The following is a 25120-nucleotide window of genomic DNA, read 5'->3' as shown; positions in this document are numbered from 1 at the left end:
CTTTATGCGCCGCCGGTCAGACCCGCTCCCGTGCCTTCGGCGCCGCTGCCCGGCCCCTGGAATGTGGCGGTGCTTCGCCCAGGTCTGCCCGGTGCAGCACATCGGGGCGCATCCAGTCGCGACGCGCCTCCTCGGAGAGGACCAGCCCGTGGCCGGGTCTGTCCGGGGCAAAGATCCAGCCATTCTCGATCCGCATGGGTTCTTCGACCAGATGCTCGAAATTCTGGAAGGAGTACTCCAGCCAATCGACTTCCGGGAGGGCGCAGGCGACATGCACGCCAAACTCCAGCACGGTGTTTCCCAGCGTGACGGGCGTTCCGATTTCGGCAGCCAGCCACCCGAGCCTCATGACGTCGGTCACGGGGCCGTGGACGTTCAGCATATCGGTCGCCCCGGCGCGTAGCAGCGCGTGTTTGCCCGCGATGTCCAGATATTCGCCGGAGTTGATCATGGTCCAGGGAGTCGCGGACCGAAGCATTTTCAAGCCCTCGAAATCATGGCGCAGGATCGGGTCCTCGACCCAGAGGATGTCGTGTCCCAGATCACGAATTTTCCCAATCTTGACAGAGGCTTCCTTGGCGCTCCAAGCCTCGTTTGCGTCGATCATCATCAGGGAATTCCGGGGTGTCACGCGCTTCAGCAAGTCTATCCGCGACAGGTCCCGCTCGAAGTCGGGGTGACCGACCTTGATCTTGAAGGCACGGTAACCCGCATCCGCGGCAATGCCGAAGAACTCCATGAATGCCGCGTCATCCAAGTGGAAATCCAAGCCCGATGCATAGACCGGAACCCGGTCACGGCTGCTGCCGAGAAAGCGGTGGAGCGGCAGGCCCGCCTGCTTGGCCGCCAGGTCCCAGAGCGCAACCTGGATTGCCTCTTCGAAAGGAAACCCCGGGGCCCTTTGATTGCCGCCGCGCGGTCTGCGCACCCGATGGGCAAGCGCGACCGGCACCTGGCCGTCCAGATCGGGCCAGACTTCCTCCTCGAAAACCCGCTGTATTTCGGCCTGGTCGGGATGCGGGTGGAACAGGCCCTGTACGAAGCCGAGTCCGACTTGACCTCTCTCGTCAATGAGTTCAACCGTGGACAGGTTGACTGTGTCGATACGCACCTGGCTATCGCCAATGACCCGATCGCGAGCAAACTGAAAGCGGGTGATGCGGTAATCTGCGATGCGCATGTTTTTTCTCGTGTCTCTGATTTATCAGATTACACGATAGATATTTCAGAATCGGGGGTAAAGCAAGTGGCAGGACGCAAGACCAAGCAGGAGAAGGGTGCCAAACCCGCCGAGAAGCTCGGAGACCGCGCGTACGCGCGTATTCTGGAGTGTCTGTTCGAGAGGCGGATACCGGCCGGCGCGTTCCTGTCGCAAAATGAGTTGGTCAAGCTGGTGCGAGTCCCCGTCGCCCCGCTGCGCGATGCGTTGAAACTGCTCGAAGTGGAAGGGATCGTGACGATCCACCCCCGGTCAGGCATCCAGTTCGTCAAGCCCGGTCTGGAGTTGACCCGTGCAACGTATCAGTATCGCGCCATACTGGAACGGGCTGCAGCGGCGGTCTACGCGCAAACCGCCGATGATGCCGAACTGGACGAGATGGAGCGCCGGCACCTGTCCGCCATCGAGCGTCTGGATGCGGAGGGATTGAGCGAGACAGTGCGCGGCGAACTCGAGGATCTCGAAACGCTCCTGCATCACACGGTCATCCTCAGTCTGGAAAATCATTTGATCGAAAGCGCTTACATGCGGCTGCACAACAATGTGCGTCTTGTGCGGATCAACCGTAAGGTTACCCCGCCGTTGGCGCGGGAATCGGTTTTGGAGCACCTGAAGGTGATCGCGGCCTTCAAGGCGCGCAATCCGGAAAAGGCCGGTGAGGAAATGCAGGCCCACCTTACCTTCGCGCTCCAGCGTGGCCTGGGGTTGTTCCAGCGGTTCTGAGCGGGGCGCAAGGACCGGCCATTCAAACCTGATATTGACCCTGTCAGCCGGGTCCGCCCGCTCGCCCTGATTGGCGGCGCCGGGTGGCGTTTGTCCATCTCCGGTTGCGGATCAAGTGGCATGGTCTTGCGCGGGTTCGCGATGGTCTGCCCGCTCCATCCTTGCCGCTACAGCAGAGAACACGGCTCCATTGACGGGAATGTAGAGCTAAGGTGTTGATCTGACGAGGTAGTTAGTTGTTGATATTTCAAGAGAGGATCGCAAACATATCATTAATCAATCAATATGGTGATTCTGATCGTGTAGATCGGGGTATCAGGACAACATTGGGAGGATACTGGAATGAAAAAAAGAGCAATCGCCGGCCTGGCGTTGTGTGGCGCGATCCTTGCGGCGCACACCCTCCAGGCGGAACCGGAAATCGTGTCGGGTCCAGCTGCGGAACCCGACTGCTTCGCGCCCTGGGGTGACGACACCGCGTTCTTCAAGTTCCCGAAGAAGGACGGACCCTACCGGATTGCGCTCGCCAATGGCTACATCGCCAACACCTGGCGCATCCAGATGATCCAGACTGCGAAGGCTTACGCGGCGCAGCCCGAGGTTGCCGCGAAACTGGCGGAGTTCAAGGTCGTGTCCACGGGTGAAGATGTCCCGGCGCAGATTGCGGCGATCAACAATTTCATTGATGCGGGATATGATGCCATCGTGGTGAACGCGCAGAACCCGACCGCCTTCGGCGCTGTCATCAAGCGGGCGAAACGGGAGGGCGTCGTTCTGGTGGCTTTCGACAACATCCTAGACACCACCGATGCGATCAACGTGAACGTCGATCAGACCGGCCTCGGACAGCTTTGGGCGGACTGGCTGATCGACAGGTTGCCCGACGGTGGCAAGCTGCTGGAAGTGCGCGGGGTGGCGGGGACATCGGTTGACACCGACCGCCACAACGGACTGCGCGATACGCTGGCGGCTTCGGGCAAGGCATTCGAGGTGATCGAAGTTGTCGGAAAATGGGACGATGGCGTTGCCCAGAAGGCGACGGCGGACGCCATTGCCGCTTCCGGTCCGTTTGACGGCATTGCCGGGCAGGGGGGTGACACCGGGATCGTGCAGGCGATGATGGATGCCGGTCATCCAATGGTGCCGTTCGGCGGCGAAACGGAAAACGGTTTCCGCAAGTTCTGCGCCGCCGATGATGATCTGGACTGCGTCTCCGCCGGTACGGGTCCGGCGCAGGTCGCCGTGGCGATGAAGGTCGCAATCGCTGCGCTGGAAGGTCAGGTCGTGCCGCAATCCGTCAAGTTGCCCCTTGCAGTGGCCGCCGATCCCGACATGGCGGAAGGTGTGGACTACTTCCCGGATGAATCCGACAATTTCTTCGTCGGCAATTCTTTCCCCACCTGCGGCATCAACTTCTCGGCGCAGGAGATCATGGGGCAGACCAAGGACAACCAATAAGGTCATGCCAACGGCACACGGCGCGGATCGGCAGACCCGCGCCGTGACACTGTTGCGACCCGGAGGGAATTTCATGACGGATATCCGCCCGCTGCTGTCGATGCGGGGCATTTCCAAGCGCTATGGCGGTGTCACGGCGCTCGATGAGGCTTCGCTGGATCTGTCGGCTGGGTCCATCCATGCAATTCTGGGTGAAAACGGCGCCGGGAAATCGACGCTGATCAAGACACTGGCCGGTGCGGTGCAGCCGGACGCCGGTCAGATCCTTCTTGGTGGCGAGGAACAGCGCTTCGCGTCGCCCGCAGCCGCCAACGCCGCCGGTATCTATTGCGTCTTCCAGGAGCTGTCGCTGATACCTGAATTGAGCGTTGCGGACAACATCGTCATCAACAATCCGCCACGTCGTTTCGGGCTGATCGACCGCGCCGCGCAGCGCCGCATTGCCGAGGATGCACTGATGCGGGCAGGGGCGCCGGATATCCATCCGCGTGCGCTGGTGCGCGACCTGCCGTTGTCCCGGCGGCAAATGGTGGAGATCGCGAAGGCACTGGCCCAAAGGCCCCATATCCTGATCCTTGACGAGGCGACATCGGCGCTGACGGCGTCGGATGTGACGCGAATTTACGAGGTGGTGAAGCGGCTGCGTGATGAAGGCATCGCGCTTTTGTACATTTCCCACCGGATGCACGAAATCGCGGAACTGGCGGATCGGTGCACGATCTTCCGCAACGGGCGCAATGTCGCCAGTTACGACCAGGGCAGCAAAAGCGATTCAGAAGTCGTCGAACTGATGATCGGTCGCGATCTGACCCATGCCTTTCCGCCGCGGCCCGGCGTGCCGGAAGGTACGAAACCGTTGCTGGAAATCCGCGATCTGACCTGGGCCGGGCGACTGCGCGGGATTTCCCTGGCGGTGCGTCCCGGGGAAGTGGTGGGTCTTGGCGGGCTCGACGGACAAGGGCAGCGCGAATTGCTGCTGGCCCTGTTCGGCGTATTGCGTGGGGTTGGCGGGGACATTCTGGTCGAGGGCCGCAGGATCGACCTGTCCGGCCCCGGTGACGCACGGGCCGACGGCATCGGCATGGCGTTGATCCCGGAGGATCGCAATACAGAGGGGCTGATGTTGCCGATGACGGTCCGGCAGAACCTGTCTTTCGCCTCGCTCGACCTTTTGTCGAAATTCGGTGTGGTCGACCGTAACGCGGAAACCGCGCGGATCGGTGAGATGGTCGATCTGCTGTCGATCAAGGCGGCCAATCTGGACGTGCCGGTGGCCGCGTTGTCTGGGGGAAACCAGCAAAAGGTCGTCATCGCAAAATGGCTGATGCGCCATCCGAGGATCATCTTCCTGAACGATCCGACGCGGGGGATCGACGTCGGCACGAAGCAGGAAATCTACGCCCTGCTTCGCAGGCTTGCAGCGGAGGGGGCCGCGATCCTGTTTTATTCGACGGATTATGACGAGTTGATTGGCTGCTGCGACAGGGTGCTGGTGCTTTACGACGGCCAGGTGCGCCGCGAGTTGTCGGGTGACGGCCTGACGGAACATGCCCTGATCGCCAGCGCGTTGAACATGGATGTCAAGGCGGAGGCACACGCATGAGGGAATGGCGTTACCTGATTGCGGAGAACCGGGGCACGCTTGCGGCGATGGCGTTGTTCGTCCTGATGTTCGGCATCTATGTCGGCAATCACCCGGTCGGTTTGTCCGCGAACGTGGTGCAGACAGCCGCGAACAAGGGCGTTTTGCTGGCTTTTGTCGTTTGTGCCCAGGCGATGGTCGTGACCACGGCGGGGATTGATCTGTCCGTCGGCATGGTGCTTGTCCTGACGAACTGCGTTGCGTCCTACATCGTGGTCGGAACACCGCTGCAAACCGGATTGGGCATCGCCGGAACGCTTGCCGTCGGCATGGCCTGCGGGGCGCTGAACGGTGCGATCGTGATCTATGGACGGTTGCAGCCGATCATCACGACGATTGCAACAGGGGCCGTGTTCTTCGGCATCGCCTTGATGCTGCGTCCGTTCCCGGGCGGCGAGGTCAACGAGGCCCTCGCCGATGCAATGACGGGCCGCATCTGGGGTGCGGTCCCGACCAGCCTGTTACTGCTGGGCGTCGTCATACTGGTGGTCTGGGTGCCGTATCGGAGATCAGCGGTGGGGCTGGGGGCGTTCGCGGCGGGATCGTCCGAGCCGGCGGCCTTCATGTCCGGCGTGAATGTGCGCAAATCCAAGTTTGTCGCCTATACGCTGGCCGGGTTGTTTGGCGGGGTCGGTGGGCTGTTCCTGACCTTCTACACCTATACCGGCGAGGCGGCCTATGCCTCGGGGGATGGCTATACGCTCTGGTCGATAGCCGCGGTTGTGCTCGGTGGGGTCTCGCTCTTCGGAGGTCGCGGCAGCCTGATCGGAGCCGTGTTCGGTGCCTTCACCGCGCGCACCATCGGCGACATGCTGTTTGTCTTCGACGTCGACCCGCTCTGGCAGCCGTTGTTGCAGGGCCTCTTCCTGATGACGGCGATCTCAATCGGCGCCGTTGCTCTGCTGCGCGTCCAGAACAGATTGGAGTGGTTCGAATGAGCAATCCGTCCGGTCATACGGCGCGGCAAAAACTGCCGGTGTGGATGCAGCGGATAGATCCCGCCATTGCCACCTCGTTCTTTTGCATCCTCCTGATCCTGCTGCTGGGGTCTTTCTTTGCGCCGAACTTTCTGTCGCCGGCCTATATCGTGCAACAGCTCAAGGTGGGCGCATTCCTCGGGATAGCGGCGTCCGGCGTGATGCTTGTGATCCTGTTGGGGCATATCGACCTGTCGATCCCCTGGGTGCTGACGGCCGGTGCGATGATGGGCTGCGCGGCGGCGGGGTTTGGCCCGGTCGGTGCGGCGCTGGCGGTGCCCGCCGGCGTGCTGGTTGGCGCCGGGTTCGGGCTGATCAACGGAATCGGTGTCGCCTATCTGCGGATACCGGCGATGATCGTCACCTTGTCGACCAACGTAGTCGCACAGGGGCTGATGGTCATCTACTCCGGTGGCTTTTCCCCTCAGGATGCGGCGCCGGCTTCGATGCGATGGCTGGCCACCGGCTTTCTCGTTCCCGGATTGCCCAACGCCATCCTGGTCTGGGCGCTGGTCGGGGTGGCCCTTGTTTTCCTGCTGACGCGCACCGCCTATGGCCGTTTCATCTACGCCATCGGCAACCGTGAGAGCGCGGCCTATCTATCAGGGGTATCCACCCGGCGCGTGGTCCTGTTCACCTTCGTCCTGGCGGGGGCACTCTCGGCCCTGGCGGGCACGTTGCTGGCGGGCTATGCTTCCAAGGCGGCGCAGGCGATGGGCGATACCTACCTGCTCCCCTCCATTGCGGCGGTGGTCCTTGGGGGGACGTCCATCCTCGGCGGCAAGGGGTCTTATATCGGTACCGTTGCCGGCGTGATCCTGATCACGCTACTGCAATCGATCCTCTCGGTCATGCAGATGCCGGAGGCCGGGCGGCAGATGACCTATGGCCTCGTCATTCTCGGCATGTTGCTCTTGTACGGCAGGGACAGAAAATCTGCATGACTGCCCAGTGGTTACGGCGTGACAAGCACCTTGACGAGGTGGTCCCGGGCGCGGACGAGGTCCGGGAAACGCGCCGGAAGATCGGCGAGAGCCACCCGTTCCGACGCGATGGCGTCGGTCGGGATGTGGCCATCCCGGATTGCCGCCATGACGCGTTCGAAATCCGTCTTGAGCGCGTTGCGTGACCCGATGATCCTGGACTCGCGTTTGTGAAATTCGGAATCTGTGAAGGTGATGTCGTCCTTCACGACGCTGACCAGCACGGTGCTGCCGCCGTGTGCCACCAGCGGAAATCCCGCCTCGATCGCCTTGGCGTTGCCGGTTGCGTCGAACACCACGTCAAAGCCTTCGGCCAGAGCACCCGTCAGCACGGTGTCATCGGGTTTGTGCGTCCTGGTGAACCCGAAGAGGTCCCTGGCAAGACCGAGCCGGCCGTCGCTGAGGTCCATCATGTGCACTTCGGCGCCGGCCAACCGGGCAAACAGGGCCGTTCCGATCCCGATCGGGCCTGCCCCCGTCACAAGCACCACATCGCCTTCGCCGGTTCCGGATCGCGCCACGGCGTGCGCGCCGATGGCGAGGAATTCCACCATCGCCGCCTGTTCCGCCGTCAGCCCTTCCGCAGGATAGAGATTGTCACGCGGCACGGCGATCCGCCCGCACATGCCGCCATCCCGGTGCACGCCAAGGACCGCGATCCGTGTGCAGCAATTCGGCTTTCCCCTCCGGCAGGCGCGGCAGTCGCCACAGGAGACATAGGGGTTCACGACAACCAGTTGCCCGGCGTCCGGGCCGTCGACGATCCTGCCGGACAACTCGTGCCCCATGACGCGGGGATAGTCGAGGAACGGATGTTTGCCTTCGAAGATATGGTAGTCCGTTCCGCAAATGCCGATGGCGGCGATGTCGATCAGGCACCATCCCTCAGGGGCTTCGGACGGAATGGGCCGCTGGTCGAGTGTCATGACGCCGGGTTCGACACAAACTGCCGTTGTCATCGTTGCGTTGGGGTTCCGGGTCATTCGGCGGTCTCCAGGTTCCGGGCTGACCAATCCGCGGGCAGCTCTCCTTTGATGATCAAGCTGAGGACATCGTCCTTCGTGACCTCGTCGATCCGGTGGGCGCCGACGACCTTGCCCTTGTTCATCACGACAACCCGGTCGCAAAGATCGAAAACGTCGTGCATGTCGTGACTGACGAGAAAGATGCCTATGCCTTCCGCCCGCAACTTGCGAATGAGATCGGCGACCATGGCCGTTTCAGAAGGTCCCAGCGCGGCGGTCGGCTCGTCCATGATCAGGATCCGGGTATCGAAATAGATAGCGCGGGCGATGGCGATGACCTGGCGTTGCCCGCCCGAGAGGCGGGACACCGGATCGCGCAGGTTCTTGAAATTGGGGTTGAGGCGGGCAATGACCTCTTCCGCGCCCTTCAACATGGCAGCTTCGTCCAGGTTTCCAAAGCGGGTCTTGAGCTCTCGCCCCAGAAACAGGTTGGCCGGCGCGTCAAGATGATCGGCCAGAGCGAGCGTCTGATAAATGGTTTCGATCCCGACGGCGCGGGCGTCATTCGGATCGTTGAACTGAACCGGCTTTCCCGCGATGCGGATGGTCCCGCTGCTCGGGGCCATGGCACCGGCCAGGATTTTCATCAGGCAGGATTTTCCGGCGCCGTTGTGTCCGAGCAGGCCGACGACTTCACCCGGCCAGAGGTCGACGGACACATGCTCGACGGCACGGACGCCGCCGAAGTGTTTTTCGATGTCGATCATTTCAACAAGGGGCGCAGCGGTCATCTGTCGGTCCGGATTAGGGCGATCTTGGGCGGAGCAGAGGGGCGGCGGAACCGCCCCCCGGTTTGGTCTTAGTACAGCACGTTCTGCGCGGCGTCGGAGTCGATGTTCTCCGCATCGACAAGAACCACGCCGGTGTTGATGAAGGACTCGATTGTCTTGCCGTCGATCACGTCGATCACCGCTTTCACGCCCAACTCGCCCATTGCGAAGGATCCCTGAACGGCTGTTGCCTCAAGCGTTCCGCCCCGCACCATCTCCTGCAGGTCGCCATTGCCGTCGAAGCCGAGAGCAACGATCTTTCCGGCGCGTCCCGCCTGCTCGATCGCGCGGCCCATGCCCACGGCCGTGGGCTCGTTTGCCCCGAAAATGCCGACCAGGTCAGGGTTCGCCGACAGCATGTCAGTGGTCTGGTTCAGGGCCGTTGCCATCTGGCTTTGCGAGTAGAGCGGGCCAACGATCTCGATGTCCGAGTGTGCCTTGATATGGTCGATGAAACAGCCCACACGGCCAATCTCTGACCCGACACCGGCGACATAGGACATCACGCCAACCTTGCCGGCGGTCCCGACCTCGTCGATCATTCGCTGAGCGACCTGTTCGCCCGCCGCGCAATTGTCGGTGGACAGCAGGGCCTGGTAGTATTGCTCGTTGCCTTCGGCCAGGCCGCCGTCGATCAGCACGACCGGAATGCCGGACTCGTATGCGCGTTGCACGACCGGAGCCAGGGCTTCGGGGTCGGACGGCGCCAGCACGATGCCGGCGACGCCGCGGTTGATCGCGTTCTCGACCAGGTTCACCTCGTCCGCGATGGCACTCTCGGCGGCAGGCCCGTCAAAGCTCATGGTGTGCCCAGTGCCTTCGATGGCAGCGGAGGCGCCCTTGTTCACGTTTTGCCAGAAGTTGGAGTTCGTGGTCTTCACGATCACCGCGATCTCACCGGCCTGCGCCATTCCCGCGCAAAGGGTGATGAGAGAGGCCGCAAGGCCGAATTTCAGTTTGTCCATTTTGTTCCTCCTCAGTTGATGGACGGTCGCGTCCCGCGCTTTTCAGGTGCGTCGGTTTCGGACCTGATCGATCCAGACAGCGCCGATCACGACGAGTCCGATCACGATTTGCTGGATGAAGGCGGAGACGCCGACCATGTTCAGGCCGTTCCGCAGAATGCCGATGATGAAGGCGCCAATCATGGTGCCGGAGATCGTGCCGACGCCGCCCTGAAGCGAGGCACCCCCGATCACCGCCGCGGCAATCGCGTCAAGTTCATACATGACGCCTTCGCTTGGTTGGGCCGTGATGAGCCGGGACATCAGAACGTTGCCGGACAGACCGGCCAGCGCACCGGACATGGTGTAGGCATAGAGCTTGGTCCGGTCCACGCGCACCCCCGACAGCCGGGCCGCTTCTTCCTGCGAGCCGGTGGCGTAGATATGGCGGCCGATCTGCCGGCGCTTGAGCATGTAGGCCGCAGCGATAGCCACGAGCAGAAGCAGGATGGCGGGATAGGGAATGCCGGGAAAGACGACCTTGGGAAATCCGTTGGCCTGCTGTTCGACGATGCGGAACAAGGCTCCGTTTCCCAGAATGCCGAACGCCTTGCCCAGACCGGAGACCGGGGCAGCCCCGGTGATCTGAAGCGCGATGCCGCGGGCGATCAGCATCATCCCGAGCGTCGCCACGAAGGGGGGGATGTGCAGCCGGGTGATGACCAGTCCGTTGAACGCTCCGCACGCGGCTCCGACCATGACCCCCAGGCTCATCGCAGGCACTACCGGCACTCCCGCCTTGACCGCCATGGCCGAGACCACGCCGGACAAAGCCAGCACCGAGCCGACCGAGAGATCGATTCCGCCGGTGATGATCACCAGCGTCATGCCGATCCCGAGCAATCCTATGACCGAGGTTTGCAGCAGGACAGTGAGGCCATTGTTGACGGAAAAGAAAGCCTGGCTGGTCAGGCCGAAACCAAGGATGAGCAAAAACAGCGTCAGCAGTGCCGATAGCTTCTGGACCTGCACCTGCGGAACCAAAGCGCCGGCCGAGCGCGCCTTGATAGCCATCTCGTTCGCCTCTGCCACGGTCCCCCCCTTTAATCGGTACGTAATGATAAAAAACTTGATAGGGGCCGGACGGGCTATGCGTCAATTGTTTTTAATTATACAGTGCAGAGTGAATTTGATACCATCGCGGTAACAGCACGCCGCTCAGGGAACGTTTCGCCATGGCCCGAAAGGACACGCGCTTCAGGGAAGCGTACAACACGCTCCTCGATCACCTCGCGATGCTTGCGCCGGGGGATGACATTCCGTCCGAGCAGGCATTGTCCGATGTGGCGGGCGTCAGCCGCACGATCGTTCGGCGCAGCCTTGGGCGGCTGAGTGACGAGAACATCATTGTCTGGGAAGGCCGGACCAAACGCTTGCTGCGCATACCGACCGATGATGATGCGATGCCGCTGGAAGACGGGCGCATATCGCAAGATGAGCTGGAGGCTCAGTTTCTGGAATGGGTGCTGCACTTCGATGTGCCTGCCGAGACGCCGCTGTCGGTGGCGGAGCTGGCACGACGGTTCAACGTCCCGCAACACGAGCTGAAGGAGTTCCTTTCGGGTTTGAGCCGTTTCGGGCTTGTTGCGCGTCGGCCGCAGGGCGGCTGGAAGCTGCGCGGCTTTACCAAGGACTTCGCGGTCGAATTGTCGGACTTCAGGTGCCTGCTGGAGCTGCATGCCGTCGCCGTCGCCGCTGCCGCACCGACCGATCATCAGATCTGGCCGCGCCTTCGGCAATTGCGCCTGGATCATGTCGATCTGCTAGACCGGATCGAGACGGACTATCACGCCTTTTCGAAGCTGGACGAACGGTTCCACGAAACCATCAACACCGCAGTCAGCAACCGGTTCGCCCGAGAATTCCAGAAGGTCATTTCATTGATCTTCCATTACCATTTCCTGTGGGACAAGGCTGACGAGAAGGAACGCAATACCGCCGCGATCGGTGAACACCTCGCCATTCTGAATGCGCTGGAAGAGCGCGATGCAGAAGCTGCGGTCGCGGCCATGCGCCGCCATCTTGCGACGTCCAAGACGACGCTTCTGGCGTCGCTGCGCAGTCACGAGCTTGGCTAGGTTTCCCGCGCGAGGATTGCCATGTTCGTTTGTACCGTCGACACCTTGCCGGTGCCGATCAGGACAGACGTCGTCGCCGGGTGATCGCGCACGAAGTGCAGCGCGGCCTCCACGAGGCTTTTACCCTTGGCTCCGGCCTCCGCCTGCAAGGCCGCGACACGATCCAGGATGGCCTTCGGTGCAAGTCCGTAATCGTAATGTGCGCCATCGACGGGGCCGGTGGCCAGGATTCCCGAATTGAGCACGCCGCCCAGCACGAGGCTGGTGCCCGCCTCGGCACAGCGCGCCACCAAGGCGGTTTCGGCCGACCGATCAAGCAGGGTCAATCGCCCGGCCAGAAGGATCGCGTCGATCGGGCCGTGGTCCATGATGTCGAGGCAGACCTGACATTCGTTCACGCCCAGCCCGAATGCGCCGATCCGACCCGTTTCCTTCAACCTTACAAGAGCGTCGTAGCCAGAGCCCAGAAACGCGTCCATGTGGCGGGGATTGTCCGTGCCGTGCGTGTAGCCGCCGATGTCGTGAACATACACGATATCGACCCGGGACAGCCCGAGGCGCTCAAGGCTTTGTTCGAGACTTTCGCGGATTCCATCGCCTGAATAGTCATACCGCACATCGTTTTGAGCCGGCGAGACAAAGCCATCCGCTTCGGCAATCGGGGCGGTAGCGGGGCTCAGGACACGGCCGACCTTTGTCGAGACGACCGCTCCGGAGCGTCCTTTCAGGAATTGGCCGAGACGCATCTCGGATAGTCCGCGCCCGTAATGCGGCGCGGTATCGAAGTAGCGGATGCCCGAGTCCCAGGCGGCATCAAGGACGGCCTGCGCGTCTTCGTCGGAGACGATACGGTACAGGTTGCCGATACTCGCGCAGCCAAAGGACACGGACGTCACGCGGATGCCGGTCTTGCCGATGGAGCGCGTCTTCATGCGGCGGATCCTTGCAAGGCCTGGTTCAACATCGGCTTCGGTGTCGCATCGCCGTTCGCTTGCGCCCAGTCGACAAAGGCAGCGACCCTGCGCCGGAGTTTTTCCACGTGATTCTGAGCGATGTCAGACAGATTGTGGTCGAGAAACGGATTGGCAAACCGATCCAGTGTCGTGTTCATGTAGTCCGTTATCCCGTCGCCTTCGCCAGCGGCGACAAATGCGGGCAGGACTTCGGTTTCATACAGCCTGCGCAGATCCGTCGACCATGTCGGGTCTGCCATCACGTCGCGCACGAAGACGGCACCGGACTTGCCCCGCGCCAGCCAGCGCGAGACGATCCATGTATGTCCGAGGTTCAGAATGAACAGCTTGCGGCGCGCGACCGGGCCGAGGTCGGGCACGATCCGAACATCAGGATGGACGCAGGGTGATACCAGTCCGGGGCACTCTTCGATGGCCCAGAGCGCATAGGGCTCCGCCACCGCGCCGGCGGGGTCCAGAGGCTGGGACACGATCCGGTCGACCAGCGAATTGACCCAGACAACGCCCCCGTCGAGCCAGTCACGATACCCGGTGTCCTCCCGCGGAGCCGCATTGAGCACCAGCCGTTTCAGGGTTGCTCCGTTGTCCTGCACCAATTCGGTTGGCATGATCTGGATCGGCGTTCCACCCGCCTCGTACTTCGCCCGCAGCAGGTGTGCCAGCTTGGCGGGATAGGACATTGCATCGTCGAAACGGGGGCTGGCATCGGCGGATTGCGGCGCGAAGCCGGCGTCGCCGGTGTTGGACAGAATGATGCGCGCCTCTTCTGCAATGATCCGCTCGACAGCCCTTCGATCCTTGTTCAGCGAAAACGTCTTCGCGACGCTGCGGACGCGGATCGTCTCGTCGGTCGTGGTGCCGTTCGCGATGCCGCGCAGACGGACGTCATAGCCGTTTGCCAGCGCGGCCAGTCGTTTGGCGCGGGCGGCGTCGCCGGTGCTCTGCACCACGGCGATCCGCCCCAAGGCGGCATCTGTTTTCAACGCTTCGGAAACGAACAGGTCCACATGCGCCTGAAGGAACCGGCTGGTGCCGAACTGGATGATCGGGGTGGTGAACATTGTGATCTCTCTCGAAAGACTGTCTGTTATTATTAAAAACGTTCAGCCGATGCAAGATCAACCCGCTGTAGCCTGTCTGGCCTGCAGTTGACCCGGGTTTCTTATGAACGAGTATCGCCTGCCGCGGCCTCAACAGGGTCTTCGGCCAAGCGCAGTGATTGGTGATCGTCGCGGAAGTCTGGCTGCAGCGCGGCGGCCCCGGCGCGACGGCTGCCCCAAGATGACCTCGGGATGCGGGCATCGCTCAGCGAACCGCGCCAGTCTGCGGTCCGGATTGTTACCGCGCCTTCGCACTGTCGGAGAGATACCCGTTCACCGCGCTACGCAAGCGCCGCCGCAATGCGGGAACATCCGTCTCTCCGGCCAGTCCAGCCGCGTTTATCAAAGCCTGGCAGATGACCACCACGTCCCGCGCGGCATGGGGACCCGCATCCGGCGCAAGCACTTTGGCGATGTCGGAGACGGCCGACACCAGCCGCGCGGTCAGCGCTTGCGCTTCTGGTCCGATATCCAGTGTCTGCTCGATGTATTCCAGCTGCAGCGCCAGCCGTGGGCGGGCGAACTGATGCTTTATGCCCACGTCGATCAGCGCCTCGATTTTCCCGGCCGCGTCGCCGCATGTCTGCGCAATGTCCATGACATCCGAATAGAGCAGCGCCCGCTCGCGCCGGATCAGCGCAACGAGAATGGCCTCCTTGTTCGGAAAGTACTGATATAGCGACCCAATGCTCACACCCGCACGTTCAGCAATGCCGTTCGTGGTCAGATCATCCAGACGATCCTGCTCGAGAATGCGAGCCGCCGCCTCGACTATTGCCTCCTGCGTGACCCGGGCCCGCGCCTGACGGGCTTGTTTTCTTGGTTCAAGCTCTTGCGCCACGGGGGTCTCCGGAAGGCGAGTTGAGAAGGTGAGGCATTGCTCGCATTTTGGGGCCACACCTGCAACCTGGAGATCATCATGCAACTCACCGTCTTTCTCATGTTGATGGCCACGCCCGAATGGTTGGCTCTCGACCGCCTCGAGCGGGCGCGGCTGTCCGGGAGTGCGCTCGACGCAGCGTTCGCGGACACAACCGTGTCGTTCCGTTTCTACGACGCCGAGGCGTTCAGTGCGCGGGTTTCGGATGTCATGGTGATCACCGCCGACACCGCTCGGGACTATTACTTCGTCATCGAGCGTCTGCGTGACACAGCCTTGATCGCGCACCGATATTTCCAGATCGTCGAGATCGTTCCGGCGTTCGAAAACGGCTTTCGGGAATTTGAGGCAGCGGGGTGAACGGGTCAGCTTCGAAAGCGCGGCGATCGCCTTCTTCTTCTGCGTGCGGTCGCAGAAAGCAAAAATGATAGACGTCTGGCAAAAATGATTGACGGCTATCATTTTTGCGGCAACTGTTGACCGAGGCCGCACAAGACGGCCCGGGGAGGACTGATGGCGAATCCGACGCTCAGCGATGTCGCGAAAGCGGCAGGGGTCAGCTACGCGACCGCTGATCGTGTGATCAATGCGCGGGGCAACGTCGCGGAGAAGTCCATTCTCAAGGTGCGTGCCGCCATGGACTCTCTGGGCTATGTCCGGGACATCGCCGCGGCGAACCTGTCCCGTGGCCGTGTCTATCGTCTGACGTTTCTCCTGCCGTCCGGGACAAATGCATTCTTCGCAACGATGCGCGGGGCGCTGAGCGAACTGGCCGCCCATCTGAATGCCGAGCGGGTGCAGATCAGCACAGTTGAGATCGCCGCGTTTTCCGGCGAGGGGCTCGTGCAGGCCTTGCATGCGATCGATCCGGAAACGGTCGACGGGCTCGCCCTGGTCGGCATAACGGCGGATGGTCTGGAGGCCCCGATTGCAACCTTGCGGGATCATGGGGTTGCCGTGGTCAGCCTCGTGTCGGATTTGCGCGATGGCCAGCGCGATGCCTATGTCGGGATCGACAATCTCGCGGCAGGACGCACCGCGGCGCGGCTGATCGGCATGGCTCACCGCGGCACCTCGGGCGTCGTGCTGACGATTGCCGGATCGCTGGACGCCGACGACCATGCGCGGCGCCTGCAAGGGCTGCGCGAGGTGATGGCGCAGGATTTTCCGGCCCTGACGGTGCTGGACCCGCTGATCAGCCGCGATGACGAGGGACGGGTGTTTGACGGCCTGCAATCCGCGTTGCGCGAGAATGGCGCGATCACGGCGATTTACAATGCAGGGGCGGGCAACCGGGGGCTGGTACGCGCCCTTGACGCGGCCGCACCGGGCTGTGCTCCGCTTTGCGTACTGCACGAGTTGGTGCCGCATTCCCGCAGTGCGCTTGAGGCCGGCATCATCCATTTCATCATCGACCAGCGCCCCCAGATCGAAGTGACCCGAGCCGTGGCAATCCTGCGCGCCCTGATCGACCGGCGCGACGCCCCGCCCATGCCGGAACTCGTTCCGATGATCTATGTCCGCGACAACATTCCGGCCCAGTCGGCCACACAGCTACCAGAGGACCCTTCCCATGACTGACTTCTTCAAGGATATCGCACCGCTGCGCTTCGACCCGAAAGCCTCGGGCCTGGCATTCCGACACTATGACCCGGACGAAGTCGTAATGGGCAAGCGCATGGAAGACCATCTGCGGTTTGCCGTGGCCTGGTGGCACTCCTTTGCATGGCCCGGGGGCGATCCGTTCGGTGGGCAGACCTTCGAACGCCCCTGGTTCGGAGACACGGTGGATCTGGCAAAGATGAAGGCAGATGTTGCCTTCGAGATGTTCGAGATCCTCAACGTGCCGTTCTTCTGCTGGCACGATGCCGACATCCGGCCGGAGGGCGCCAGCTTCTCCGAAAGCCGCCGGAATTTCGAAGAGATCGTCGATTACATCTGCGGCAAGCTGGAAAGCTCCAAGGCGCAGCTCCTGTGGGGCACGGCCAACCTGTTCAGCCACCGTCGCTTCATGGCTGGCGCGGCGACCAACCCCGATCCCGACATTTTCGCCTGGTCTGCCGCGACGGTGAAATCCTGTCTGGATGCAACGCAGAAGATGGGTGGGCAGAACTATGTGCTTTGGGGCGGACGGGAAGGGTACGAGACGCTGCTGAACACCGATCTGAAACGCGAGCGGCAACAGGCCGGGCGGTTCCTGCAGATGGTCGTCGATTACAAGCACAAGATCGGATTCAAGGGGGCAATCCTCGTGGAGCCCAAGCCACAGGAGCCCTCGAAACATCAGTACGACTACGATGTCGCAACGGTGTACGGATTCCTCAAGGAATTCGGCCTCGAAGGCGAGGTGAAGATGAATATCGAGCAAGGGCACGCTATTCTTGCGGGCCATTCGTTCGAACACGAGCTTGCACTGGCGGCGAGCCTGGGCATCTTCGGGTCCATCGACATGAACCGGAACGATTACCAGTCGGGCTGGGACACGGATCAGTTTCCCAATAACGTGCCCGAGGTGGCGCTGGCCTATTACGAGGTGCTCAAGGCGGGCGGGTTTACCACCGGCGGCACCAATTTCGATGCCAAGCTGCGGCGGCAATCGCTCGATCCGGAGGACCTGATCGCCGGGCATGCCGGGGCGATGGACATATGTGCGCGGGGGTTGAAGGCGGCGGCGGCCATGCTTGAGGACGGCACGCTGGAAGCCCTTCGGGCCGAGCGCTACGCCGGGTGGGACAGTGAGGCTGCAAAAGCCATGCTGGCCGGAGATCTGGAGAGCGCGGCGGCCCGGGTGGAAGCCGAAGGACTCGACCCGCAGCCGCGCTCGGGCCGTCAGGAAATCCTGGAAAACATCGTAAACCGCTTCGTTTGACGGCGGCGGGGAGGGCGACATGGAGATGTTCGAGGAACCGGCATTGACTCCGGCGTATGTCGATTTCGACGACCAGCCTTGCGTCAACCGTGTCGGTGCGGGGCAGGGTGGCACCACACGCGCGGTTGCCGTCAGGCTTCAGTCCGGCACGAGTGTGCCACCCGGCGGCATGCGCTTCATCACCCCTTGTGTGTCCTCCTCGGCCGATGCCGCGTCAAGGATGGCTCCGTGACCCAGGCACCGCTCCTCGCCCTGCACAGTGTCAGCAAGCGCTTCGGCCCGATCGAAGTCTTGCACGGCGTGGATCTGTCCCTTCATCCGGGTCAGGTCCACGCCCTGATTGGCGAAAACGGCGCCGGCAAGTCCACGACGATGAAGATCCTGTCGGGTTACTATCCGCCGACCTCCGGGCAGGTGCTGTCGAACGGGAAAGCCGTCCGGTTCGGTTCATTGCACGAGGGCGAGTTGGCCGGGATCGTGATGATCCATCAGGAATTCAATCTTGCCGAGCAGTTGACCGTCGAGCAGAACATGTTTCTGGGCCGCGAGTTGCGGCGCGGACTCCTGCTCGACAAGACCGAGATGCGGCGCGTGACGCGCCAGCAGCTTGCGCGGATCAACTGCGACATCGACCCGGACACGCCGGTGTCCCGACTGTCCAACTCGGACAAGCAGATGGTCGAAATCGCCAAGGCCTTGTCCCGGGACGCCAGGGTTCTGATCATGGACGAACCGACGGCAGTCCTGACCACCCGCGAGACCGCGATCCTGTTCGAACAGGTCCGTGCCCTCCGGGCGGCAGGCACGGCTGTTCTGTTCACTTCGCACAAGCTCGATGAGGTCAAGGACATCTCGGATCAGGTCACGATCATGCGGGACGGTGCCGTTGTGCATGCCGGGCCTACCTCCGAGATCACGGAAGATGCGATGGCGACGGCCATGGTCGGGCGGGACGTGTCCGATCTTTACCCTGCCAAGCCTGCAACTCCGCCGGATGCGCCGGTTGCCCTGTCTGTCAGGGCCCTCACGGTGCCGGGTTATGCGCAGGACATTGGTTTCGATCTGAGACAAGGGGAGATCCTTGGCATCGGCGGGCTGATCGGCTCTGGCCGGACCGAGACCATGGAAGGGCTCGTGGCTCTGCGTCCCGCCCACGCCGAAAGGGTGACGCTGTTCGGTGAGGATCGGCATTTCCGCACGCCCGGAGCGGCACAGACTGCCGGTCTGTGCTATCTCACGGAGGATCGCAAGATGCGTGGCCTGTTGCTTGGCCGTGGCATGCGCGAAAACCTGACGCTGCAGACCCTGCACAAGTTCGGACGGCCCTTCATTGATACCGGAAAAGAGGAAGCGGCTCTGACCGCCGCGATTTCCGAATTCGACATCCGTGCCCCGGATCGTGGCGTTGCCGTCGGGAACCTCTCGGGCGGCAATCAGCAAAAGCTGCTTCTGGCCAAGGTCATGCTGTCTGAACCCCGTGTGCTGATCGTCGACGAGCCAACCCGCGGGATCGATATCGGGACCAAGCAGCAGATCTATACCTTCCTGCGCACGCTCGCCGCCGCGGGTCATGCGATCATCGTGATCTCCTCCGAAATGCCCGAACTCATCGGCCTTTCGGACCGCGTCATGGTGATGCGGCTTGGCCGTATCAGCGGCTTTGCCGAGGGCGCTGCCATGAACGAAGAAACGATCGTGCGGCTGTCCATGGGGCTCGATCCCCAGGCCGCGCCAAGCCTTTCCGAGGAGACACGATGACCAACGCCGACCAGACCATGTCCAGAACACGGCGCATGCCCTCCATGTCCGTGCTTGGCCCGATCCTTGCGCTGGCGGCCCTGATCGTCGTCGGGGCGATCATGAACCCGAATTTCCTGAACCCGGAAAACATCACCAACGTGCTCGCGCGGTCGGCCTTCATCGGGATCATCGCCGTCGGCATGACCTTCGTGATCACCGCCGGAGGCCTCGATCTTTCGGTCGGGTCGATGGCGGCCTTCATCGCCGGGCTGATGATCCTTGTGATGAATGCCGCCTTGCCGACGATGGGTGTCGGGGTGCCGATCATCCTGCTGGGCATGGCGGTTGCCTTGGTTGCCGGTCTGCTCGCGGGCATGCTCAATGGCTATCTGATCACCGCGTTGGGTATCGAAGCCTTCATCGTGACCCTGGGGTCCATGGGCATCTATCGCTCGCTGGTCACTTGGCTCGCGGACGGCGGAACCCTGTCCCTCGATTTCGGACTGCGGACCTTCTACCGCCCTGTCTATTTCGACGGGCTGTTCGGGATCAGTTGGCCGATCATCGTGTTCTTTGTCGTCGTGATCCTCGGTGAAATCGTGATGTCGCGGACGGTTTACGGCCGTCATTGCGCCGCCACCGGATCAAACGAGGATGTCGCCCGCTATTCCAACGTCGACGTGAACCGGACCCGCATGATCTCCTATGCGGCCCTCGGCGTGCTGGTGGGTGTGGCGACGATCATGTATGTGCCGCGGCTTGGCTCTGCCTCCGCCTCGACCGGCGTGCTCTGGGAGCTCGAAGCCATTGCCGCCGTCATCATCGGGGGCACCGTGCTGAAAGGCGGTTTCGGGCGGGTCTGGGGGACGGTCATCGGCGTTCTGATCCTGAGCCTGATCGGCAACATCCTCAATCTCACGGACTTCGTGTCGCCCTATCTGAACGGAGCGATACAGGGCGTGATCATCATTCTCGCTGTTATCCTGCAGCGCGAACGCAAGTCGGCGACCTGAGCCGCAAATTTGAACCAAAGGGAGGAAACACAATGAAATACTCACGCATATTGGCTGCCAGCCTGGTGACGGCCGCACTCGGGACCGGGGCTGTCGCACAGAGCGACGAGGTCAAGGTGATCGGGGTGTCGATCCCCGCAGCCACCCACGGGTGGGCCGGCGGCATGAACTTCCACGCGCAAGCGACCGTGGAGCGCCTTGAGAAAGTCTACCCCCAGCTTGATTTCGTTCTGGCCACGGCGTCCGATCCCGGCAAGCAGGTGAACGACATCGAGGACATGATGGCCACGCGCAACATCGACGCGCTGGTTGTTCTGCCCTTCGAGTCCGACCCGCTCACACCGCCCGTGCAGGCTGTTGCGGACAGCGGCGCCTGGGTCACCGTCGTCGACCGCGGCCTGTCCGTCGAAGGCATCGAGGACCTCTACGTGGCGGGCGACAATCCGGGGTTCGGCAAGGTGTCCGGTGAATACATGGCGTCGAAGATGCCCGAGGGCGGCGATATCGTCGTCTTCCGAGGCATTCCGACCACCATCGACAACGAGCGGGTTGACGCCTTTACCGCCGCAATCGAAGGCTCGGGCATCAATGTGCTCGACATGGAACACGGCAACTGGAACCGTGACGACAGCTTCAACGTGATGCAGGACTTCCTGTCCAAGTATGACAAGATCGACGCCGTCTGGGCCTCTGATGACGACATGGCCATCGGTGTGCTGGCCGCGATCGAAGCGGCGGGCCGGGACGACATCCAGTTCGTTCTGGGCGGTGCAGGCATGAAAGAAATGATCCTCCGGACCGCCGAAGGCGATCCGATGATCCCGGCCAACGTGACCTATCCGCCGTCGATGATTGCGACCGCAATCGAGCTGACCGCCGTCGGGCTGACGTCCAACGCGCCGGTCTCCGGCACCTTCGTGATCGGGTCCGTGTTGGTCACGCCCGAAAACGCGAAGAGCTTCTACTATCCTGACAGCCCGTTCTGAGGGCCGTTCCCGCGTCACCGTCCTTCGCGGCGGTGGCGCACTCCGGCTGAGGATCGGCCGGTCGATTCAGCCTTGCGGAATGGACGCGTCACCGTCGGTGATGCAGCAGGGTGAACAGGCGCCGATGTGACTGGAAGGCCGGAGATCCGGACGCTTCGGGCACTGTGGTCGCTGCCTGCTCCATGACCCGGCCTGCCAGCCAGAGAGCCACCAGCGCGACGAACACGCCACCCGCCATTTGCCCGACCAACACACCCTCGGCGCCCCAGATCACCGCGCCGATGGCCACGAAGGGGATGACCCCAAGCGTGTTGCGCCCCCAATTGATCCAGGTCGAATAGAAGGGGTGGCCAAGGTTGTTGTACGCGGCATTGGCAATGAAGATGATGCCGTTGAACACCCAGGCGAGAGACAGGGGCCCGCAGAACAGGTAGATCAGGTCGCGGGCCGTCCCCTGCGCTCCGAACAGATCCGCAATCGGGGCACGCAGCAGATAGAGCAGCAACACCACCGGCACGACATAGGCGACGCATAGCCCGATGGCATGCAAGAAGGCTTCCCGGACCCGGTCATGGTGTCCCGCCCCGAAGTTCTGGCCGATGATCGGACCGATGGCGCCGGACATGGCAAAGATCAAGGCGAAGGCGATGGGGGTCAGGCGGCCGACCACCGCCATGCCCGCGACTGCCTCCTCACCAAAGGCCGCCGCCGCCCGGGTGACATAGGCGCTGCCCACCGGGGTCGCGATATTGGCCAGCATGGCCGGGATGGCGAGGGCGGCAATCGGCCGGAAATCCGTCAGGATTGCCGGGATGGAGCGTCCCGTCAGCCCGCCATAGCGACGCGTGATGAACCACAGGGCAGACCCGGCAATCGACACGCGGGCGGCTACCGAGGCCCAGGCCGCGCCGTCCAGCCCCATGTCCAGTCCGAAGATGAAGATCGGATCGAGCACGGCATTGACCACGCCGCCGATGATGGTGACCAGCATCGACAGGTTCGCCGCCCCGTGGCTGCGCAGGGCCGCGGAGGCGATCATGCCCATCATCAGGATCGGCATGGTCGGGATCAGGATGCGCAGGTAGGAGATGGCGAGGGCCTGCGTCTCGCCCGTGGCACCAACAAGCGCAGTCAATTCCGGCAGGCTCACGAAGATCAGCGCCGCGAACCCGACGGCAAAGACGAACCCGTGCGCCAGCACATGGGTCAGAACCTCGCGCGCGCGCTCCCTTCGGCCTTCGCCCAGGGCGCGGGCCACCAGCGCGCCGCCCGCGATGGCAAAGCCGATGCTGACCGAGGTGGTCATGAACAGGATGGAGCCGGCAAACCCCACGGCGGCGGCCAGTTCCGCGACGCCGAGCATGGAGATGAAAACCATATCCACGAGATCCACGACGAACAGCGCCAGCAGACCCACCGCCGCCGTCAGCGACATCGACACGATGTGGCCTGTCAGGTTTCCCGTGAGGAACCGGGCCTGCCCGGCGCTCACCGTCGTGCCCCTGACAGGATCGCCGTCATGCGCGTGTAGAGCGCTGCTTCCTTGGCACCGCGCTGCGCGTTGTAATGCGCGAGGATGGCTTCGTTCTGATGCATCGGAATGTTGGGATCGTGATGCTCGGCGGCCAGCAGCATCGCGCTCCGGTCGAACTCGGCAAAGGCCTGAACCACCTCTTCGGCCTGTGCGCGGCTGTAACCGAGCGCCTCGACGGAGGACCGGCCCATACGCAGCGAGCTGTCATAGGTCTCGCGGATGATGTCGCGGCAACCGGCGGCCCAGAGGTCGAACACATGCGGGCGATCCACCGCGCGCGCGATGACATGCACATGGGGATGATGCTTGCGGACATATTTGACCAGTTCGGTGATCTGCTCCTTGCCGTCGATGGCGACGACCATCAGTCTTGCGCCGTCGATCCCCGCCGCGTGCAGTAGATCGGGGCGGGTGGCGTCGCCGTAGTAGGCCTGAACGCTGAAGGCCTTGAGCATCTCCAGCTGCTTTGCACTGAAGTCGATCACCGTCGGGGCAAGCCCCGCGCCGCGCAGCATCCGCGCCACGATCCCGCCGACGCGGCCATGCCCGGCGATAATGATGTTGCCGGTCTCCTCGATGGTGTCCATCGCTCGGTTTTCGTCCCCGCCGAACCGGGGTGCAATCACGCGGTCATAGAGGATGAACAGGGCCGGGGTCAGCATCATCGACAGGGCCACCACGAGGAGCAGACGGTCGGCCAGGGCCTGCGGCAGGACCGCCGCATTGACGGTAAAGGACAGGAGCACGAAGCCGAATTCACCGGCCTGAGCGAGACCGAGGGCGAAAAGGTAGCGATCCGCTCCCCGGACCTTGAAGACCACGGCGAGACCAAGCAGCACCAGCGCCTTCAGCGCCATCAGACCCAGCGTGAGCCCGAGGATCAGCACGATGTTGTCGAAGAGCAGGCCGAAGTTGATGCCTGCGCCGACGGTCATGAAGAAAAGGCCAAGTAGCAGGCCCTTGAACGGGTCGATGTCGCTCTCCAGTTCGTGCCGGTACTCGCTGTTTGCCAGCACGACACCCGCCAGGAAGGTGCCGAGCGCGGGCGACAGGCCGACAAGCGTCATCAGCAGCGCGATCCCGATCACGATCATCAGCGCCGTTGCCACGAAAAGCTCGCGCAGGTTGGCGGCGGCGATAAATCGGAAGATCGGGCTTGTCAGGTAGGATCCGACCCCGATGACCGCTGAAATGGCGGCCAGCGTGACAAGGGCGGCGCCCCAGCCCGGCAAGCCTTCGACAAGGCTGAGGGTCACGCCATGATCGCCACCCGTGCCGTGGTCGCCCGGCGCGCCGTGGGACAACGCCTCGACAAGCTCGGGCATGGCAAGAAGCGGGATCAGCGCCAGCATGGGGATGACAGCGATGTCCTGAAACAGAAGGACGGAAAAGCTGGCTTGCCCGCCGTCGCTCTTCAGCAGACCCTTTTCCCCGAGCGTCTGCAGCACGATGGCTGTGGAGGACAGCGCCAGCACAAGGCCGATGGTCAGCGCCACGGTCCAGACCTGTCCCATGACCATGGCCACGGCCATGACTGCCAGTGCCGTCAACGCGATCTGTCCACCGCCCAGCCCCAGCAGACGACCCCGCATGGACCAGAGCATCCTTGGTTCCAGTTCGAGGCCGACGAGGAACAGCATCATCACGACACCGAATTCGGCGAAGTGCTGCAGCGACACGACATCGACGTGCAACAGCGCGAGGACCGGACTGATGACGATCCCGGCGAGCAGGTAACCAAGCACCGATCCAAGTCCGAGCCGCGTGGCGAGCGGGACCGAGAACACGCCTGCAATCAGGAATATGAAGGCCAGAAGCAGAAAATCGGTCACCGGAGTCCCCCTCGTCGCGCGATTGGTCGAGACTAACACCGAGGACGGGTTCGGCCACAATCGTAAATCGGCAAACAGGGCAGGCTGAGTGGGGCAATGCGTGTGCAATGACGGCTCGAGCCCGGATCGGCGAGACCTCTTGGGTCCGGTTCGGCGGCGTTGCGCCACGGGCATTTGAAGGCGGACTGCCCTTTGGCGCCAATCGCTGGTTGGCCTAGGTTGGCGCTTCACTAAAATAACATAATGTAGATTATTGGATTTCTTCTGTAGCCGCAAAGTTAAAGTGTCCCACATCTGCAAATCAGAAGTGTCA

Annotated in this window: 23 protein-coding genes; 13 read left to right on the top strand and 10 right to left on the bottom strand. The window is 62.6% G+C overall.

What is annotated here, in order from left to right; all coding sequences use genetic code 11:
* Positions 1–16: 16 nt before the first annotated feature.
* Entirely contained in the window at positions 17–1180 is a 1164-nt protein-coding gene (locus ACP159_RS17805) for a mandelate racemase/muconate lactonizing enzyme family protein (protein ID WP_425101052.1), read from the bottom strand.
* Positions 1181–1246: 66 nt separating this feature from the next.
* On the opposite strand from ACP159_RS17805, the gene ACP159_RS17800 reads away from it, so the two are divergent.
* The 5 genes from ACP159_RS17800 (at position 1247) to ACP159_RS17780 (ending at position 6963) form a co-directional block, all read left to right on the top strand.
* A complete protein-coding gene (locus ACP159_RS17800; protein ID WP_425101051.1) occupies positions 1247–1942 on the top strand; it encodes a GntR family transcriptional regulator in 696 nt (231 codons plus the stop codon).
* Positions 1943–2284: 342 nt separating this feature from the next.
* Positions 2285–3400: a sugar ABC transporter substrate-binding protein gene (locus tag ACP159_RS17795; RefSeq protein WP_425101050.1), complete on the top strand. Its 1116-nt coding sequence runs from the start codon at positions 2285–2287 to the stop codon at positions 3398–3400.
* 73 nt (positions 3401–3473) lie between these two features.
* Positions 3474–5003, top strand: a complete 1530-nt coding sequence (locus tag ACP159_RS17790; RefSeq protein WP_425101049.1) for a sugar ABC transporter ATP-binding protein — start codon at positions 3474–3476, stop codon at positions 5001–5003.
* Positions 5000–5980 (top strand): ABC transporter permease, encoded by a 981-nt coding sequence (locus ACP159_RS17785; RefSeq protein ID WP_425101048.1) that lies wholly within the window; start codon positions 5000–5002, stop codon positions 5978–5980. The genes ACP159_RS17790 and ACP159_RS17785 overlap by 4 nt, the downstream gene beginning before the upstream one ends.
* Complete coding sequence (locus ACP159_RS17780) at positions 5977–6963, top strand: ABC transporter permease (protein WP_425101047.1); 987 nt, start codon at positions 5977–5979, stop codon at positions 6961–6963. The genes ACP159_RS17785 and ACP159_RS17780 overlap by 4 nt, the downstream gene beginning before the upstream one ends.
* An 11-nt stretch (positions 6964–6974) precedes the next feature.
* Here the strand turns inward: ACP159_RS17780 and ACP159_RS17775 are convergent, their stop codons facing one another.
* The 4 genes from ACP159_RS17775 to ACP159_RS17760 form a co-directional block, all read right to left on the bottom strand.
* Positions 6975–7985: a zinc-binding alcohol dehydrogenase family protein gene (locus tag ACP159_RS17775; RefSeq protein ID WP_425101046.1), complete on the bottom strand. Its 1011-nt coding sequence runs from the start codon at positions 7983–7985 to the stop codon at positions 6975–6977.
* On the bottom strand, positions 7982–8734 hold the full coding sequence (locus tag ACP159_RS17770; RefSeq protein ID WP_425101045.1) for an ATP-binding cassette domain-containing protein: 753 nt from the start codon (positions 8732–8734) through the stop codon (positions 7982–7984). Before ACP159_RS17770 ends, ACP159_RS17775 begins: the two co-directional genes overlap by 4 nt.
* Before the next feature lie 92 nt (positions 8735–8826).
* Positions 8827–9762: an ABC transporter substrate-binding protein gene (locus tag ACP159_RS17765; RefSeq protein ID WP_425101044.1), complete on the bottom strand. Its 936-nt coding sequence runs from the start codon at positions 9760–9762 to the stop codon at positions 8827–8829.
* A gap of 42 nt (positions 9763–9804) precedes the next feature.
* The gene (locus ACP159_RS17760; RefSeq protein WP_425101043.1) at positions 9805–10833 is read right to left on the bottom strand and encodes an ABC transporter permease; all 1029 of its coding nucleotides are present in this window, start codon (positions 10831–10833) and stop codon (positions 9805–9807) included.
* Positions 10834–10976: 143 nt separating this feature from the next.
* Between ACP159_RS17760 and ACP159_RS17755 the strand changes: the two genes are divergently transcribed.
* Complete coding sequence (locus ACP159_RS17755) at positions 10977–11879, top strand: FCD domain-containing protein (RefSeq protein WP_425101041.1); 903 nt, start codon at positions 10977–10979, stop codon at positions 11877–11879.
* Here ACP159_RS17755 and ACP159_RS17750 read toward each other — a convergent pair.
* The 3 genes from ACP159_RS17750 to ACP159_RS17740 form a co-directional block, all read right to left on the bottom strand.
* A complete protein-coding gene (locus ACP159_RS17750) occupies positions 11876–12811 on the bottom strand; it encodes an aldo/keto reductase (protein WP_425101040.1) in 936 nt (311 codons plus the stop codon). The two genes, ACP159_RS17755 and ACP159_RS17750, sit on opposite strands and share 4 nt — an antisense overlap.
* On the bottom strand, positions 12808–13914 hold the full coding sequence (locus ACP159_RS17745) for a mannitol dehydrogenase family protein (RefSeq protein ID WP_425101039.1): 1107 nt from the start codon (positions 13912–13914) through the stop codon (positions 12808–12810). The genes ACP159_RS17750 and ACP159_RS17745 overlap by 4 nt, the downstream gene beginning before the upstream one ends.
* Positions 13915–14191: 277 nt before the next feature.
* Entirely contained in the window at positions 14192–14794 is a 603-nt protein-coding gene (locus ACP159_RS17740; protein ID WP_425101038.1) for a TetR/AcrR family transcriptional regulator, read from the bottom strand.
* A gap of 78 nt (positions 14795–14872) precedes the next feature.
* Between ACP159_RS17740 and ACP159_RS17735 the strand changes: the two genes are divergently transcribed.
* From ACP159_RS17735 to ACP159_RS17705, 7 genes are all read left to right on the top strand, one after another.
* The gene (locus tag ACP159_RS17735; protein WP_425101037.1) at positions 14873–15193 is read left to right on the top strand and encodes a darcynin family protein; all 321 of its coding nucleotides are present in this window, start codon (positions 14873–14875) and stop codon (positions 15191–15193) included.
* 153 nt (positions 15194–15346) lie between these two features.
* The gene (locus ACP159_RS17730) at positions 15347–16414 is read left to right on the top strand and encodes a LacI family DNA-binding transcriptional regulator (RefSeq protein ID WP_425101036.1); all 1068 of its coding nucleotides are present in this window, start codon (positions 15347–15349) and stop codon (positions 16412–16414) included.
* Positions 16407–17702, top strand: coding sequence for a xylose isomerase (gene xylA, locus ACP159_RS17725; RefSeq protein ID WP_425101035.1), 1296 nt, complete (start codon positions 16407–16409; stop codon positions 17700–17702). Before ACP159_RS17730 ends, xylA begins: the two co-directional genes overlap by 8 nt.
* 19 nt (positions 17703–17721) lie before the next feature.
* Positions 17722–17934, top strand: a complete 213-nt coding sequence (locus ACP159_RS17720) for a hypothetical protein (protein ID WP_425101034.1) — start codon at positions 17722–17724, stop codon at positions 17932–17934.
* Positions 17931–19460, top strand: coding sequence for a sugar ABC transporter ATP-binding protein (locus ACP159_RS17715; protein WP_425101033.1), 1530 nt, complete (start codon positions 17931–17933; stop codon positions 19458–19460). The genes ACP159_RS17720 and ACP159_RS17715 overlap by 4 nt, the downstream gene beginning before the upstream one ends.
* Positions 19457–20455, top strand: coding sequence for an ABC transporter permease (locus ACP159_RS17710; RefSeq protein ID WP_425101032.1), 999 nt, complete (start codon positions 19457–19459; stop codon positions 20453–20455). Before ACP159_RS17715 ends, ACP159_RS17710 begins: the two co-directional genes overlap by 4 nt.
* A 32-nt stretch (positions 20456–20487) precedes the next feature.
* Entirely contained in the window at positions 20488–21441 is a 954-nt protein-coding gene (locus ACP159_RS17705) for an ABC transporter substrate-binding protein (protein WP_425101031.1), read from the top strand.
* An 88-nt stretch (positions 21442–21529) separates the two neighbouring features.
* Here the strand turns inward: ACP159_RS17705 and ACP159_RS17700 are convergent, their stop codons facing one another.
* Both ACP159_RS17700 and ACP159_RS17695 read right to left on the bottom strand, forming a co-directional pair.
* Entirely contained in the window at positions 21530–22933 is a 1404-nt protein-coding gene (locus ACP159_RS17700; protein WP_425101030.1) for an MATE family efflux transporter, read from the bottom strand.
* Positions 22930–24807 carry a cation:proton antiporter gene (locus ACP159_RS17695; protein WP_425101029.1) on the bottom strand — a complete coding sequence of 626 codons (1878 nt, stop codon included), beginning with the start codon at positions 24805–24807 and terminating at the stop codon, positions 22930–22932. Before ACP159_RS17695 ends, ACP159_RS17700 begins: the two co-directional genes overlap by 4 nt.
* Positions 24808–25120 lie beyond the last annotated feature (313 nt).

This window comes from Tropicibacter sp. S64 (assembly GCF_049803835.1).
GTDB lineage: Bacteria > Pseudomonadota > Alphaproteobacteria > Rhodobacterales > Rhodobacteraceae > Pacificoceanicola.
The sequence above is the reverse complement of the archived record's forward strand: the minus strand, read 5'-3'. Positions and strand labels throughout refer to the sequence as shown.

Coding starts and splice junctions, on each gene's coding strand:
- ACP159_RS17805 (WP_425101052.1), bottom strand. CDS start 1,180: ATGCGCATCGCAGATTACCGCATCACCCGCTTTCAGTTTGCTCGCGAT.
- ACP159_RS17795 (WP_425101050.1), top strand. CDS start 2,285: ATGAAAAAAAGAGCAATCGCCGGCCTGGCGTTGTGTGGCGCGATCCTT.
- ACP159_RS17790 (WP_425101049.1), top strand. CDS start 3,474: ATGACGGATATCCGCCCGCTGCTGTCGATGCGGGGCATTTCCAAGCGC.
- ACP159_RS17785 (WP_425101048.1), top strand. CDS start 5,000: ATGAGGGAATGGCGTTACCTGATTGCGGAGAACCGGGGCACGCTTGCG.
- ACP159_RS17780 (WP_425101047.1), top strand. CDS start 5,977: ATGAGCAATCCGTCCGGTCATACGGCGCGGCAAAAACTGCCGGTGTGG.
- ACP159_RS17775 (WP_425101046.1), bottom strand. CDS start 7,985: ATGACCCGGAACCCCAACGCAACGATGACAACGGCAGTTTGTGTCGAA.
- ACP159_RS17770 (WP_425101045.1), bottom strand. CDS start 8,734: ATGATCGACATCGAAAAACACTTCGGCGGCGTCCGTGCCGTCGAGCAT.
- ACP159_RS17765 (WP_425101044.1), bottom strand. CDS start 9,762: ATGGACAAACTGAAATTCGGCCTTGCGGCCTCTCTCATCACCCTTTGC.
- ACP159_RS17755 (WP_425101041.1), top strand. CDS start 10,977: ATGGCCCGAAAGGACACGCGCTTCAGGGAAGCGTACAACACGCTCCTC.
- ACP159_RS17750 (WP_425101040.1), bottom strand. CDS start 12,811: ATGAAGACGCGCTCCATCGGCAAGACCGGCATCCGCGTGACGTCCGTG.
- ACP159_RS17745 (WP_425101039.1), bottom strand. CDS start 13,914: ATGTTCACCACCCCGATCATCCAGTTCGGCACCAGCCGGTTCCTTCAG.
- ACP159_RS17735 (WP_425101037.1), top strand. CDS start 14,873: ATGCAACTCACCGTCTTTCTCATGTTGATGGCCACGCCCGAATGGTTG.
- ACP159_RS17730 (WP_425101036.1), top strand. CDS start 15,347: ATGGCGAATCCGACGCTCAGCGATGTCGCGAAAGCGGCAGGGGTCAGC.
- xylA (WP_425101035.1), top strand. CDS start 16,407: ATGACTGACTTCTTCAAGGATATCGCACCGCTGCGCTTCGACCCGAAA.
- ACP159_RS17720 (WP_425101034.1), top strand. CDS start 17,722: ATGGAGATGTTCGAGGAACCGGCATTGACTCCGGCGTATGTCGATTTC.
- ACP159_RS17710 (WP_425101032.1), top strand. CDS start 19,457: ATGACCAACGCCGACCAGACCATGTCCAGAACACGGCGCATGCCCTCC.
- ACP159_RS17705 (WP_425101031.1), top strand. CDS start 20,488: ATGAAATACTCACGCATATTGGCTGCCAGCCTGGTGACGGCCGCACTC.